Here is a 13,569-nt window from a genome sequence, read left to right on the forward strand (position 1 = left end):
GATGGCCATAACCGTTGATATGGAGATGGATACGGATTTGGCCAGGGGCATCAAGAACGCGGCGCTTGTTTTGCTGCTCGCTGCGGCGCCCGTCTCGGCGGTGCCCCGGCTCGATCTCTCTAGTTACCCCAAAGTCGCTGCCGGCGACCGGCGCTGGGTGATTCAGCTGCCGGGGGTGCTGCCCCCCAACTCCGATGCCGCCCTGTCGTCAAACCCCGCCGACTGGCGGGTGCAGTTGCTGGTGGGACAAATGGTGCAACTGGATTGCAATCGCCAGATGTTCGGCGGCAAGCTCCGCGCCGTGAAACCCGCCCAGAAGGGTGGACCGGTGATCTATCGGGTCACGGATGTGGGGCAGTTGGCCTCCACCCGCATGGCCTGCCCGGCGGACCAGCCGCGCCGGCTCGGCTTTGTGCCGATGGCCGGTAAGGCGTTTGTGGTGCCTTACAACGCCAGTCGCCCGATCGTGGTCGATGCCCCCCGGCCGCTGGAGCTGCGCTGGCGGCTGTGGAAGGCCGAGGTCCAGGAGCGCCCGGCCCGCCTGCAGTGATCAGCGCAATCCCAGCAACTTGTGGCTCTGCAGGCTGAGCCGCCAGCGGCGGTGGCGGCGCACGTAGTCGATCGCCAGGGCCTGGCCAGCTGGGGAGTCCCAGCCCGGTTGCAGCAGCAGCGCCGGCTGGTTGCCAGCGGCGGCGGCCGCTGCCGCCATGGCAGCGGCGAAGGCCAGATCGGCGGCCTCGTGCACCACCACCTTGAGCTCCTGGCAGGTCGCCAGCAGCTCCGCGGTGGGAGGGCGGTGGCGCTTGGGCGAAAGGGTGATCCAGGCGAAGCGACCACTGAGCGGATCCACGCCGCTGGTTTCCAGGTGCAGCGGCAGGCCCGAGGGCTCTAGGGCCTGGCAAAGGGGCCCCAGATCGTGGTGCAGCGGTTCACCGCCGGTGAGCACCACGAAGGCGGCACCGGTTGCCGCGGCGGCCTCGGCTTCGGCAGCCAGCGCGGCCAGGGCTTGCTGGGGGTGCGCCTCGGCCGGCCAGGAGTGCTTGGTGTCGCACCAGCTGCAGCCCACGCTGCAGCCCCCCAGGCGGATGAACAAGGCGCTGCGGCCGGCGTGCAGGCCTTCACCCTGGAGGGAGTGGAAGGTTTCCACTACCGGCAAGGCAGCAGACAGTGGCAGGGCAGCGGCCAGTGACTGGGGCACCGGGCTTCGGAGATTGGGATGTCTAGATTGGTCTAGCGCTTGGCGCTCCCTCTGGGGTGGAGTGCTTGCATGCAGACCAGTCCAGGCCAATGGCACTTTATTTGCATATGTTTGTATTAAGGACTTGTCAGCATGGGGAAATCTTCAAAACTTTATTAACAGAATAGTTGATATGGATTAGTGGGTTTTGCGCAATCGCGTAAATTCATGCAATTGTTTTATTCTTTGCAAATCGCTCAAAGACAGGCTTATTTATGTCGGATGAGTCTCAAAAGAGTCCAATAGCTTCTCTCGAGGAGTTGGCTCGCCTCGGCTTGCTTGAGCCCTACGTGCGAGCCAATTTGCTGGCCTTGGCGGCTAGCGATGTTGCCCTAAGCGATGAGCAAATAAATGCGGCCAGGCAGGCTTTTTGTCGTCAGTACCAAATCCGCGACGCTGAGGCTCTCAAGGCCTGGGCGATAGCCCGCATGCTTAGCCCTGCCGCCCTCGAGGCGCAGATGCGACAGCCCCTGCAGCTGCAGCTTCTCTGCCAGCGCGATTTCTCCGCCAAAGCGGAAGCGCGCTTTCTGCAGCGCAAGAACCAACTCGATCGCGTCGTTTACAGCCTGCTGCGCCTCCGCGATGGTGGTCTGGCCCGCGAGCTCTATTTGCGCATTGATGATGGCGATGCCAACTTCGCCGATTTAGCAGCCCGCTACGCCGAAGGCCCCGAGCAGGCGACCCGCGGCATTGTTGGCCCGGTGCCCCTCACCCAAGCCCACCCTGCCTTGGTTGATCGACTGCGCACCGCTCCCCCTGGCGTAGTGCTCGAGCCCTTCCAGATCGAAGCCTGGTGGCTGGTGGTGCGGCTCGAAAGCCTCACCTCCGCCACCTTCGATGAAGCCACCGCAGCCCAAATGGCCGAAGAGCTGTTCGAGCAGTGGATCTCAGAGCAGGTTGAACGACGTCTTGCTGACCTGCGGCCCCTGCTTGAGCTGGCCGTGTCCGGCGATGCTGCCCAGCCGTTAGCTCCTGCTTCACAATCGGTGTGATGGACGATTCAATCCCTGCGCAGCTGCCCGCCCATCCCGCCTTTGCCGGGTTGTCGCACGCCAGCGCCGAGCGTTTGCAGCGGCAGCTCAGTGTGCGCCGGTTTGCTGTTGGTGATCCCCTTTGCCTTGGGGGCTTGATTCCCTCTGAGATTCTGCTGATCCAATCCGGCACAGCTCGCTTGCTGGTGCGGGACCAGGGCCGCCTGCGCACAGCGGAAAAGCTGGGACCGGGCAGCTTTGTGGGCCTGGCCTCCCTGTTGCGAGCTGCTCCCTGTGAGGAGGTGAGCGCGGGCTCCGAAGTGGAGGCCCTGGTGCTGGCCGACTCCCTGATCCTGGAGCTGCTGACGGGCGAAACCTCCTTCGCCCAGTGGTGTGGCTCCCACCTATTCACCGCTGAATTGGCAGCCCTACTGGCCCTGCTGCTTGAGCAGCACCCCCAGGCCCGCACTTCGATCCAGGAGTTGCTGGATCAGGCCCGCCCCCAGGCCCGACTGGTTCCGCCTGAGCCTGCGGCCCTAGCTGCCCTGCCGATTGAATTCAGCTTGCTGGCCGCCAGTCACAACCTGCTCGATCACCCCTTGGGCGCAGCGCTCAATCCCCGCCAGGGTGTGCCGGTCGCCACCCCACCGCTGCCGCCACGCCTGATTGCCCTGCCTGCGGAGCTGCTCGCGCCGGTAGCTCCAGTGCTGGAAGCCGAGCTGATGCCGGAGGGTTCCGGCAGCGGTGCCGGCGAGCCTGGTGGCTCCAATCCGCCTTTGGCTTCAGGCCTTGATCTGGGCCAGCGGGATCGCACGGCCCTGCAGCTACTGCGCGGCAATGGCCCCCTAGAGGAAACCCTCGCCTGTTTCCAGATGTTGGCGGCGGAGCTCAAGCTGCCCTTCCGCCGCGATGCGATCGAGAAGATCCTGCGCGATGTGTTGCGCCGCGGCCAGACGCCGGACCTGCAGCTCTGCGGCAATCTCGCCGCGATGATGGGTTTGCACGTAAGCGGCGTGCGAGTGCCTGCCAACCAGGGCACGCGCCTGCAGACCCCGGCCCTGATCCCCTGGCAGGGCGGGTTTGCCGTGGTGCGGGGCGCCAATGCGCGCGGTTTGCTGCTGGCCTCCCCTCGGCAGGGCTGGGTGGAGATCTCCCCCGACCAGCTTGCCGAGGCCTTCCCCGATGGCATCGAGGTGCTGATGCTGGAGCGCAGCTCTGCCACTCCCGAGCAGCGCTTTGGCTTTGCCTGGTTCTGGCCAGCTCTGCAGCGCTACCGCGGCATCCTCACCCAGGTGCTGATCGCCTCCTTTGTGGTGCAGCTGTTCAGCCTGGCCAACCCCCTGCTGATTCAGGTGATCATCGACAAGGTGATCAACCAGCGCAGTCTCGACACCCTGCAGGTGCTGGGCTTTGCCCTGGTGGTGGTGACCTTGATGGAGGGTTTGATCGGCGCCCTGCGCACCTTCCTATTCAGCGAAACCACCAATCGCATCGACCTGCGCCTAGGCGCTGAGGTGATCGACCACCTGCTGCGGCTGCCGCTCAATTACTTCGATCGCCGTCCCGTGGGCGAACTCGGTACCCGTATCGCTGAGCTGGAGAAGATCCGTAATTTCCTCACCGGCCAAGCGCTCACCACCCTGCTCGACACTGCCTTCTCGGTGATCTATATCGCCGTGATGCTGATCTACAGCTGGCTGCTTACCTTGATCGCCCTGTGCGTGCTGCCGATTCAGATTGCTCTCACCGTGCTTGGCGCGCCCCTGTTCCGCCGTCAATACCGCGATGCGGCCCAGGAGAACGCCCGCACCCAGAGCCACCTAGTTGAGGTGCTCACCGGCATCCAGACGGTGAAGGCCCAGAACGTCGAGATGATCAGCCGCTGGAAGTGGCAAGACCTCTACGGCAAATACATCTCCCGCACGTTTGAAAAAACCATCACCGGTACGGCCCTTACCGAAACCTCCCAGGTGCTGCAGAAGCTCTCCCAGCTGCTGGTGCTCTGGGTAGGCGCCTCTTTGGTGCTCTCCGGTGACATGACCCTGGGCCAGTTGATCGCCTTCCGGATCATTTCTGGTTACGTCACCCAGCCTTTGCTGCGGCTCTCTTCGATCTGGCAGAGCATCCAGGAGCTCAAGGTTTCCTTTGAGCGCCTTGCTGATGTGGTCGACACCCCGGAGGAATCAGACGAGGCTGATAAGCAGAAGATTCCTCTGCCGCCCATCGCCGGCGAGGTGCGTTTCGACGACCTCTGCTTCTCCTTCACCCCAGGTGGCGCCCAGGTGTTGCGTCACATCGACTTCACCATCGCTGCCGGCACCTTTGTGGGGGTGGTGGGGCAGAGCGGTAGCGGTAAGAGCACCCTCACCAAAATGCTGGCGCGCCTCTATTCACCAGGCAGCGGCCGCATCCTGATCGACAACTACGACATCGACAAAGTTGAGCTCTATTCGCTGCGGCGCCAAATCGGCATCGTGCCCCAGGAGCCCCTGCTGTTCACCGGCACGGTGGCAGAAAATATTGCCCTCACCGATCCCGATGCCAGCAGCGATGCGATCGTGCAGGCGGCACGTCTGGCCTGCGCCCACGATTTCATCATGGAGCTACCTGCTGGCTACAGCAGCAATGTGGGTGAGCGTGGTGCCGGCCTTTCCGGCGGTCAGCGGCAGCGGCTGGCCCTGGCCCGCACCCTGCTCTCCCAGCCGCGGCTGCTGGTGCTCGATGAAGCAACTAGCGCCCTCGACTACGACACCGAGCGCCGAGTGTGCGACAACTTGCTCGACAACCTCAAACACTGCACCGTCTTCTTCATCACCCACCGGCTCTCCACCATCCGCCGGGCCGATCTAATCGTGATGCTGCACGAGGGAGCCGTCGTGGAAACGGGTACCCACGATGAGTTGATGGAGCGCCGAGGTCGCTATTACGCCCTATACCGCCAGCAGGAGGTCAACTGATGTCGATTGTGCGCCGCGCCCAAAACGCTATTGAGCGCCGGGTTCAGACCAGCCATGAGGAGATGGCGTTGCAACAGTCCCGCTTTTTAGCGCGGGCTATCACCTGGGCCTTGGTGGGCACCACAGCTGCTGGCCTGGCCTGGCTGGCCTTCGCCAAAACCGACGAAGTGGTGGTGGCCCCTGGCAAGCTTCAGCCGATCGGCGATGTCAAAACCATCCAGATGCCGGTGGGTGGCGTGCTCGAAACCATGCTCGTCAAGGACGGGCAGCGGGTGACGAAGGGGCAGGTGCTGCTGCGCCTCGACAACGAGGCCACCCTCGACCGCCAGGGGAGTCTGCGCACCACCATCACCGCTAAGCAGGCCCAGTTGCGTCTCAAGGAGGTGGAGCTGGCGCGCTATCTCAATCTCAACGACACCGAGCAGACGGTGACACGGCAGAACCTCGTGCTTGAGATCGAAATCCTGCAGCGGCTTGAGGTCCTCAAGGCCGTTGGGGCATCTGCCGAGTTGCAGTATCTGCAACAGCGCAACAAGGTGCGCGAAGTGGAGGGTGAGATCTCCAAGCTCAAGGTCGATCGTCTGCGTCAAGTTGCGATCATTGAGCAGGCGCTGGAGCAGATCAAAGGAGAGCTGGCCGATCTCGGCAGCAAGCTCACTGAGCTCCAGGTCAACATCCGCTACCAGGATGTGCGCTCTCCGGTGGATGGGGTGGTGTTTGATCTCAAGCCCACCGGTCCTGGTTTTGTGGCCCAGGGCAGTGAGCCAGTGATGAAGATTGTTCCCTTTTCTGCGCTCCAAGCCAAGGTGGAGATTGAGAGCAGCGATATTGGCTTTGTGCGAGTTGGTCGCCCTGCCGATATCAGCATCGATTCCTTCCCCGCTACTGATTTCGGAGTGCTGCTTGGCACCGTTAAGGGCATTGGCTCCGATGCCTTGCCCCCGGATGAGCGCAACCAGACCTATCGCTTCCCTGCCACGATTGCTCTCGACACCCAGCAGCTCATGCTGAAATCTGGCAAGAGCCTGCCATTGCAGGTGGGCATGTCACTCACGGCCAATATCAAGCTGCGCAAGGTAACTTACTTGCAACTTCTACTTGGAGAATTTAAAGATAAAACAGACTCCCTCAAGCAGATCTGATCAGCCTTGCTGGGGCAGGCGCTGCTGGGCGGCCTCGATCAACCCCCGGAATAGGGGGTGAGGCTTGCCGGGGCGGGAGAGAAATTCGGGGTGATATTGGCAAGCGGTAAAAAATGGATGGCTCGGTAGTTCGATTAATTCAACTAAGCGACCGTCTGGCGAAGTGCCGCTGATTGTGTAGCCCGATTCGGTGAAGAGACTGCGGTAAGCGTTGTTGAATTCGTAGCGATGGCGGTGGCGTTCGTACACAACCTCGTCGCCATAAAGGCGATGGGCCATTGTGTCTGCAGCCAGGCGGCAGGGGTAAACGCCCAGGCGCATCGTGCCGCCCAAATCCACCACGTCCTGTTGTTCAGGCAGGAGGTGAATCACTGGATGGGGCGTGTCGGCATTAAGTTCGGCGCTGGTGGCACCGGTGAGGCCAGCCTGGTTGCGGGCCCACTCGATCACGGCGCACTGCATGCCCAGGCACAGGCCCAGGAAGGGAACCTGCTGTTCCCGCGCCCAGCGGATTGCCGCCACCTTGCCGTCCACACCGCGGTTGCCGAAGCCGCCGGGCACCACCACCGCATCCATGCCGGCCAGCAGAGCTTCCGCGCCTTGGCTTTCGAGCTGCTCGGCGCAGACCCAGTGCAGATCAAGCGAAGCATCCCGATCCAGGCAGGCGTGGCGCAGGGCCTCCACCACCGACAGGTAGGCGTCGTTGAGCTGCACGTACTTGCCCACTAGCGCCACCTTCACCGCCGGGCCGGGGTGGCGCAGCTTGGTCACCAGCTCCTGCCAGCGGGCCATGTCACTTTCAGCGTTGCTGAGCTGCAGCACATCGAGCACCTCCCGGCAGAGCCCCTCCTGCTCCATTGCCAGCGGCACCGCATAGATGCTGTCGGCGTCCAGGGCCTGGATCACGGCCCGCTGCGGCACTCCGCAGAAGCCACCGATCTTGCGGCGCAGTTCGTCGCTCACGGGCCGGTCGCTGCGGCACACCAGCACATCGGGCTGGATGCCGATCGAGCGCAACTCCTTCACCGAGTGCTGGGTGGGCTTGGTCTTGAGCTCCCCAGAAACGCCGATGAAGGGCAGCAGGGTGACGTGCACGTAGGCCAGGTCCTGGCGGCCCACATCGCCCCGGAATTCGCGTATCGCCTCAAGAAACGGCAGCGATTCGATGTCACCCACCGTGCCACCGATCTCGCCGATCACCACGTCGGCATTGCTGTTGGCGGCTACCCGATGGATTCGCTCGCGGATTTCGCGGGTGATGTGGGGGATCACCTGCACGGTGCCGCCGTTGTAGTCGCCGCGGCGCTCCTTGTTGATTACCGACTGGTAAATCGAGCCGGTTGTCACGCTGTTGAGGCGCGACATGGCGGTGTCGGTAAAGCGTTCGTAGTGGCCCAGATCCAGGTCGGTCTCGGCGCCGTCCTCGGTGACGAACACCTCACCGTGTTGGTACGGGCTCATCGTGCCCGGGTCGACGTTCAAATAAGGGTCGAGCTTGAGGATCGAAACGCTGTAGCCCCGGCTCTTGAGCAGGCGCCCCAGGCTGGCGGCCACGATGCCCTTGCCGATGCTCGACACCACGCCGCCGGTGACAAAGACGAACTTGCTCATATCCCGGTGGCTGACTCTTCAATGTAACGGGCGCTGCCTGCGGGGCCTAGCTGGGTTCGGCGGTCACGCCCGCTGCGCGGGCAACACCGCGCTCACCGCAGCCAACCTCGCAGGAGACGCTCTCCCTGCTGAGGCTGTTTGGTCCGCTGGGGTGCTTGGTTAGAGGCCGGTATGGCCCGCGTAGCGGGCGCCGACCGGCCGATCCCAGCGGCACCAGCGGATTACGCCTCGAGCAAGCTGCGCAGCATCCATGCGGTCTTCTCGTGGATCTGCAGCCGCTGGGTAAGCAGGTCGGCGGTGGGTTGGTCGTTGGCTGCTTCGGCGGTGACCATGACGCCGCGGATGGTGCGGGCTACCGCCTCGTGGCCCAGCACCAGCTCGCGCACCATCTCCAAGGCTGCAGGGATGCCCTGGGTTTCGGCGATTGAGGAGAGCTGGCCGTAGGTGGTGCCGCCAAAGGGGGCCGGGCAGCCAAGGGCGCGGATGCGCTCGGCGATGGCGTCTAGGGCGTTCCAGAGCTCGGTGTACTGCCCCATAAACATCAGGTGCAGGGTGTTGAACATCGGCCCGGTGACGTTCCAGTGGAAGCCGTGGGTTTTGGCGTAGAGCACGGTGCTGTCGGCCAGCACGCGGCCCAGACCTGCGGCGATCTCCAATCGCTCGGCTTCCGGGATGCCGATGTCAATGTCGGTTGCCATGGCAACTTATCCGTAGTGACTTCGTTTTAGCCCGGATGGGCTGGTTTAGTCGAGGCTGCCCAGATAATCCTTTACGCGGCAGCGGTTCTGGGGTTGGCGCAGTTTCAGCAGGGCCCGGGATTCGATCTGCCGCACCCGCTCTTGGGAGAGGTGCATGGCAGCGCCGATCTCAGTCAGGCTTCGGGGAGTGTCGTCTACTAGCCCGAAGCGTTGACGGATCACCTCGGCTTCGCGGCTGCTCAGGTCTTCAAGCAGGGCCTCGAGGTCGTTGTGCAGCTGCTCGCGGGCGAGTTCCTGCTCAGGCGTGCCGTGGCCGTCTTTCAGTAGGTCGCCGAGCTGCATGTCCTGTTCCTTGCCCACCCGGGCCTCCAGGGAGACGGGTTTGGGCAGCTGCAACAGGGTTTCGCGGATCAGCGCTTCGCTGAGATTCAGCTCCTGGGCGATTTCAACCACGCAGGGCAGGCGGCCTAGCCGGGCGCTGAGTTCACGCTGGGCCCGTTTAATGCGGTTGAGCTTCTCGCTGATGTGCACCGGCAGCCGGATCGTGCGGCTCTGGCTGGCAAGGGCCCGGGTGATGCCCTGGCGAATCCACCAGTAGGCGTAGGTGCCGAAGCGAAACCCCCTGGTGGGGTCAAAGCGCTCCACGGCCCGCTCCAGGCCCAGGGTGCCCTCCTGCACCAGATCCAGCAGGTCCATGCCCCGGCGCTGATACTTCTTGGCCACCGACACCACCAGCCGCAGATTGGCCTGGATCATCCGCTCCTTGGCCCTTTTGCCGCGGTGCAGTGCAAGCCGTCGCTCCTTGGCGGCCACTTCGTCCAGTTCACCTTCACCCGGTTCGTTTTTGCCCGGTTCGCCTTCGCGCAGTAGCTGTTCTCGCCGCTGCACCAGCCGGGCCAGGGTGAGCTCCTGCTCCTGGGTAAGCAGGTCCACCCGGCCGATGTCTTGCAGGTAAAGCCGCACCGGATCGGTGCTGGTGGGGGTGTGGGGCACGCCCAATGGATTAGTGGTGCTTCACCGTTGCTGCGCTGGACAGCTACGGCGCCAAATGCCCCGTTTTGTTTTGGCTTTCGGTTTTGGCTTTGGGCTTCAGCTTTCGTCTTCGTCTACCCAGGTGCTGACCACGTTCAGCTCATCAAGTTGTTTGGTGGCCACACCGCCCGGCGCGCCGGTCATCAGGCAGCGGGCCTGCTGGGTCTTGGGGAAGGCGATCGTGTCGCGGATCGATTCCTCGCCCGCCAGCAGCATCACAATCCGATCCACGCCGTAGGCCAGGCCGCCGTGGGGTGGGGCACCCATGTCGAGGGCGTCCATCAGGAAGCCGAATTGCTGGTTGGCCTCCTCCAGGGGTAGACCAATGGTTTGCAGTACCTGGCGCTGCAGGGCCGAATCGTGGATGCGCAGGGAGCCGCCGCCCAGCTCCAGGCCGTTGAGCACCAGGTCGTAGGCCTGGGCGCGGGCCGTGGGCAGGGTGTGGGCCCAGGCGGTGGGATCTGCCCCAAGGTCGTCTGCGTTGGGGGCGCAGAAGGGGTGGTGCAGGGCCTCGAGGCGGTTTTCGCCGGCGTTGAACTCAAACATCGGGAAATCCACCACCCAGAGGAAATTCCACTGGTCGTTGTCACGGTCGGCCGGCACCAGGCCGAGCTCGCGGGCCAGAAACTGGCGCACCCGATCGAGGGCCTTATTAACCGTGGCGGTGTCGCCGGCGCCGAACAGCAGCAGGGTGCCAGGGGTGGCACCGGTGCGCTCCAGCAGTTCCGCCTTCGTGGCCTCGGAGAGGTTGTCCTTGATGGCGCCGATCGTGTCGATCTCGCCGCCCTCGCGCACGCGGATGAAGGCCAGGCCGCCGGCCCCAGCCTTCTGAGCTTCGCTGAACACATCACCGCCGGGCTTGATGCGCACGTTGCTGATGGCGTCGTTGCCGCCGGGCACGGCGATGCACTTCACCGAGCCGCCGGCGGCCACTGCGCCGCTGAACACCTTGAAGCCCATGCCGGCCACCAGGTCGCTCACGTCGGTGAGCTCCAGGCCGTAGCGGGTGTCGGGGCGATCTGTGCCGTAGCGGGCCATGGCCCCATGCCAGGTAAGGCGCGGGAACGGCCGAGGCAGCTCCACCCCTTTCACGGCCTTCCAGATCGAGGCGATCAGGGCCTCGTTGAGCTCCAGGATTTGCTCCTGGCCCATGAAGCTCATCTCGATGTCCAGCTGGGTGAATTCCGGCTGGCGATCGGCGCGCAGATCTTCGTCGCGGAAGCAGCGAGCCACCTGGTAATAGCGCTCGAGGCCGCCCACCATCAGCAGCTGCTTAAACAACTGGGGCGACTGGGGTAGGGCAAACCACTCACCACCGCAGACCCGGCTGGGCACCAGGTAGTCGCGGGCGCCCTCGGGGGTGGAGCGGGTGAGCACCGGGGTTTCCACCTCGATAAAGCCCTGGTCTTCCAGGAAGCGGCGCATCGCCTGCACGGTGCGGTGGCGCAGGCGCAGGTTGCTGTTCATGCGCTCGCGGCGCAGGTCGAGGTAGCGGTGGCGCAGCCGCAGCTCTTCGCGGGTGTTCTCCTCGTCGTGCACCGACACGGGGAAGGGCAGGTTGCCCTTGACGGCGTTGAGCACGGTGATGGCGCTGGCCAGCACTTCGATGCGGCCGGTGGCCAGTCGGTCGTTGATGGCATCGGCGGGTCGCTCCCGCACCTTGCCTGCCACCTGAATCACCGTTTCGTTGCGCAGGTGCTCGGCTACGGCGAACATTTCGGCGCCATTGTCGGGATCGACGGTGATCTGGACGCTGCCGCTGCTGTCGCGCAGGTCGACAAAAATCACGCCGCCGTGGTCACGGCAACGGTCTACCCAGCCGCAGAGCTGCACTGCCTGGCCGCTGGCGTCGTGACATAGGTCGCCGCATCCGTGGCTGCGCATGCTGAGGGGGTGGAGAGAGCAATGGGCGATTGTCCCACCCGGGGCGTCAGCGCCTGTAGAAGGGGCGTTTGACCACCAGCGCTGGCTCGGCCTTGCCTCGGATCTCCACCGCCAGCTCGGTGCCCAGCTTGGCGGCGCTCGCTGGCACGTAGGCCAGGGCGATCGCCTCTTCGAGTGTGGGTGACCAACTGCCGCTTGTGATGTGCCCCAGCGGCTCACTAGCCACTGGAGCCCCGGCAGCTAGCACCGGATAGCCATGGCGGGCGATGGCGCGGCCCTGCAGCTTCAATCCCACCAGGCGCCGTTGGACTCCCGCGGCGCTCTGGCGCTCCAGCACCTCGCGACCAATGAAGGCTTTGGGCATTTCCAGGTGCACCAGCCAGCCCAGGCCGGCCTCCAGGGGTGTGGTGTGCTCATCCAGCTCGTGGCTGTAGAGGTGCATCGCCGCTTCCAGGCGCAGGGTGTCGCGAGCGCCGAGGCCGCAGGGGCTGACGCCGCTGGCCAGCAATTTGTCCCACAGGAGCAGGCCGTCTGGCCGGTTCAGCAGCAGTTCGAAGCCGTCTTCGCCGGTGTAACCAGTGCGGCCCACAAAGGCGCTGGCGCCAGCCAGTTTCAGCTCCCGGTGGCCGAAGCGGGGCAGGCCGCTCAGGTCGCTATCCGCCAACTCCTCCAGGCGGGCGGCCGCCTCCGGGCCCTGGAGGGCCAGCAGCACGCCATCGCTTTTGCGATCTTCAACACGGATGCCGAGGGGCTCTAGCTGGCTGCAAATCCAGGCGGTGTCGGCTGCGGCGCAGGCGGCATTGATCACCAGCAGCAGTTCGTGGCACTGGCCATCTGGCTGCCAACCCCGGTCGTAAACGATCAGGTCGTCGCGGATGCCGCCCCGCTCGTTGAGCAGCACCGTGTAGCAGGCCTCGCCGGGGCCTATCCGAAACAGATCGGTGGGCACCAGAGCCTGCAGGGCGTCTTTGGCGCCTGCGCCCCGCAGGGTCAGCACCCCCATGTGGGAGATGTCGAAGATGCCGCAGCGGCGCCGCACGGCCTGGTGCTCTGCCACCAAGCCCTCAAATTGCACGGCCATCTCCCAACCGGCAAAGGGCACCATCCGGCCACCCGCTGCTTGGGTGGCTGCAAACAGGGGGGTGCGTATCAAGCCCATGGCCGGATCCTATGCAGGCCTGCGGAAATCAATAAGGAACTTGGAAGATTCGCTGTATCTGCTACCACTTTGGTCAATCGTCCATACCTTGAGAGACCAGATCACTCCCTTGGATGGGTCAGCGCCCTTGCTGCCGCAGCTGCCGCCACTGCGCCCCACCCAGTGGCGCTGAACTCGGCTGGTGTCAGCTGCGCCAGTTGTCGATCCATCCCGAATTGGCCCTGGAGCTGTGGTGCCACCACTGGACGGCCCGGCCGCCGCGACTACCTGCGTTCAGCGCGGAGGCAGTAGCTGGGGGGACATCAGCCCAGCCGAACCAGCAGCTCAGCCTCGAAGCAGCTTTTGGTAAAAGCTGAAGAAAATCTGTAATTTTGTCTCGTTTTAGGGCTTATTTGGCTTTTGTGCTCGCCATAGCTAGGCGCCATGGGCGGCAGAGCTGTATTAAGGGACTCTGGGTTCGATTAGGGGGTATAGGGCATGGTGGCTTCGGCGACGATCACGACCCCGCTGGAGCTGATGGCGGCTCAAGTGGATTGCGAGGTTCTCACCCTGCCCACCGGCTCCAAGGTGTTTTCCAGGGGCTCCCGGGCCGATTCGATTTATGGGGTGCGCCGGGGCATCATCGAGGTGATCAGCGAGAGCGGCGAGAAGCTTTGCTACCGCCCCGGAGAGCTGTTCAGCTATCAAGACATCCTTTGGCGCGACGGCATTTATCGCAACGAAGCCTTTGCCCGTACCCCTGTTGAGATCCTGCGGCTTGATCGCTTGCGCTTCCTCAACCTGCTGCATAACCACCCGACTCTGGCGGTGCTGCTGATCAGCCAGCAGCACGAGCGCCTGCGCGAACAGCGCACCAGCGGCACCTGCTGCTACTGATC

12 protein-coding genes are annotated in these 13,569 nt (G+C 64.1%); 6 read left to right on the top strand and 6 right to left on the bottom strand.

The features are described from left to right. Position 1 precedes the first annotated feature (1 nt). Positions 2–550 carry an ecotin family protein gene (locus U9970_RS12965; protein ID WP_322764530.1) on the top strand — a complete coding sequence of 183 codons (549 nt, stop codon included), beginning with the start codon at positions 2–4 and terminating at the stop codon, positions 548–550. Here the strand turns inward: U9970_RS12965 and U9970_RS12970 are convergent, their stop codons facing one another. Beyond that, positions 551–1,198 (bottom strand): 7-carboxy-7-deazaguanine synthase QueE, encoded by a 648-nt coding sequence (locus U9970_RS12970; protein ID WP_322764531.1) that lies wholly within the window; start codon positions 1,196–1,198, stop codon positions 551–553. Between the two features lie 299 nt (positions 1,199–1,497). On the opposite strand from U9970_RS12970, the gene U9970_RS12975 reads away from it, so the two are divergent. Genes U9970_RS12975 through U9970_RS12985 form a run of 3 tightly spaced genes read left to right on the top strand, consistent with a single transcriptional unit; the run spans position 1,498 to position 6,307 of the window. After that, positions 1,498–2,229, top strand: a complete 732-nt coding sequence (locus U9970_RS12975; protein ID WP_322764532.1) for a peptidylprolyl isomerase — start codon at positions 1,498–1,500, stop codon at positions 2,227–2,229. Further along, positions 2,229–5,165: a peptidase domain-containing ABC transporter gene (locus U9970_RS12980; protein WP_322764533.1), complete on the top strand. Its 2,937-nt coding sequence runs from the start codon at positions 2,229–2,231 to the stop codon at positions 5,163–5,165. The genes U9970_RS12975 and U9970_RS12980 overlap by 1 nt, the downstream gene beginning before the upstream one ends. Then, positions 5,165–6,307 (top strand): HlyD family secretion protein, encoded by a 1,143-nt coding sequence (locus U9970_RS12985; RefSeq protein ID WP_322764534.1) that lies wholly within the window; start codon positions 5,165–5,167, stop codon positions 6,305–6,307. The genes U9970_RS12980 and U9970_RS12985 overlap by 1 nt, the downstream gene beginning before the upstream one ends. Here the strand turns inward: U9970_RS12985 and U9970_RS12990 are convergent, their stop codons facing one another. The 5 genes from U9970_RS12990 to gcvT form a co-directional block, all read right to left on the bottom strand. Continuing rightward, a complete protein-coding gene (locus U9970_RS12990) occupies positions 6,308–7,918 on the bottom strand; it encodes a CTP synthase (RefSeq protein ID WP_322764535.1) in 1,611 nt (536 codons plus the stop codon). It abuts the gene before it with no gap. Between the two features lie 221 nt (positions 7,919–8,139). Continuing rightward, complete coding sequence (locus tag U9970_RS12995; protein WP_322764536.1) at positions 8,140–8,616, bottom strand: Dps family protein; 477 nt, start codon at positions 8,614–8,616, stop codon at positions 8,140–8,142. A 45-nt stretch (positions 8,617–8,661) separates the two neighbouring features. Then, a complete protein-coding gene (locus U9970_RS13000; RefSeq protein ID WP_322764537.1) occupies positions 8,662–9,609 on the bottom strand; it encodes an RNA polymerase sigma factor, RpoD/SigA family in 948 nt (315 codons plus the stop codon). Between the two features lie 96 nt (positions 9,610–9,705). Continuing rightward, on the bottom strand, positions 9,706–11,532 hold the full coding sequence (aspS, locus tag U9970_RS13005) for an aspartate--tRNA ligase (protein WP_322764538.1): 1,827 nt from the start codon (positions 11,530–11,532) through the stop codon (positions 9,706–9,708). Positions 11,533–11,578: 46 nt separating this feature from the next. Continuing rightward, positions 11,579–12,691, bottom strand: a complete 1,113-nt coding sequence (gcvT, locus tag U9970_RS13010; protein WP_322764539.1) for a glycine cleavage system aminomethyltransferase GcvT — start codon at positions 12,689–12,691, stop codon at positions 11,579–11,581. 113 nt (positions 12,692–12,804) lie between these two features. On the opposite strand from gcvT, the gene U9970_RS13015 reads away from it, so the two are divergent. Next, positions 12,805–13,047 carry a hypothetical protein gene (locus U9970_RS13015; protein WP_322764540.1) on the top strand — a complete coding sequence of 81 codons (243 nt, stop codon included), beginning with the start codon at positions 12,805–12,807 and terminating at the stop codon, positions 13,045–13,047. A 121-nt stretch (positions 13,048–13,168) separates the two neighbouring features. Next, positions 13,169–13,567 (top strand): Crp/Fnr family transcriptional regulator, encoded by a 399-nt coding sequence (locus U9970_RS13020; RefSeq protein WP_322764541.1) that lies wholly within the window; start codon positions 13,169–13,171, stop codon positions 13,565–13,567. Positions 13,568–13,569 lie beyond the last annotated feature (2 nt).

Origin of the sequence: Cyanobium usitatum str. Tous, assembly GCF_963920485.1 — a bacterium.
GTDB lineage: Bacteria > Cyanobacteriota > Cyanobacteriia > PCC-6307 > Cyanobiaceae > Cyanobium_A > Cyanobium_A usitatum_A.

Excerpts from the sequence above, each read along its gene's own strand:
- U9970_RS12980 (WP_322764533.1), top strand. The coding sequence starts at position 2,229 with ATGGACGATTCAATCCCTGCGCAGCTGCCCGCCCATCCCGCCTTTGCC.
- U9970_RS12965 (WP_322764530.1), top strand. The coding sequence starts at position 2 with ATGGCCATAACCGTTGATATGGAGATGGATACGGATTTGGCCAGGGGC.
- gcvT (WP_322764539.1), bottom strand. The coding sequence starts at position 12,691 with ATGGGCTTGATACGCACCCCCCTGTTTGCAGCCACCCAAGCAGCGGGT.
- U9970_RS13015 (WP_322764540.1), top strand. The coding sequence starts at position 12,805 with ATGGGTCAGCGCCCTTGCTGCCGCAGCTGCCGCCACTGCGCCCCACCC.
- U9970_RS13020 (WP_322764541.1), top strand. The coding sequence starts at position 13,169 with ATGGTGGCTTCGGCGACGATCACGACCCCGCTGGAGCTGATGGCGGCT.
- U9970_RS12985 (WP_322764534.1), top strand. The coding sequence starts at position 5,165 with ATGTCGATTGTGCGCCGCGCCCAAAACGCTATTGAGCGCCGGGTTCAG.
- U9970_RS12995 (WP_322764536.1), bottom strand. The coding sequence starts at position 8,616 with ATGGCAACCGACATTGACATCGGCATCCCGGAAGCCGAGCGATTGGAG.
- U9970_RS12990 (WP_322764535.1), bottom strand. The coding sequence starts at position 7,918 with ATGAGCAAGTTCGTCTTTGTCACCGGCGGCGTGGTGTCGAGCATCGGC.
- aspS (WP_322764538.1), bottom strand. The coding sequence starts at position 11,532 with ATGCGCAGCCACGGATGCGGCGACCTATGTCACGACGCCAGCGGCCAG.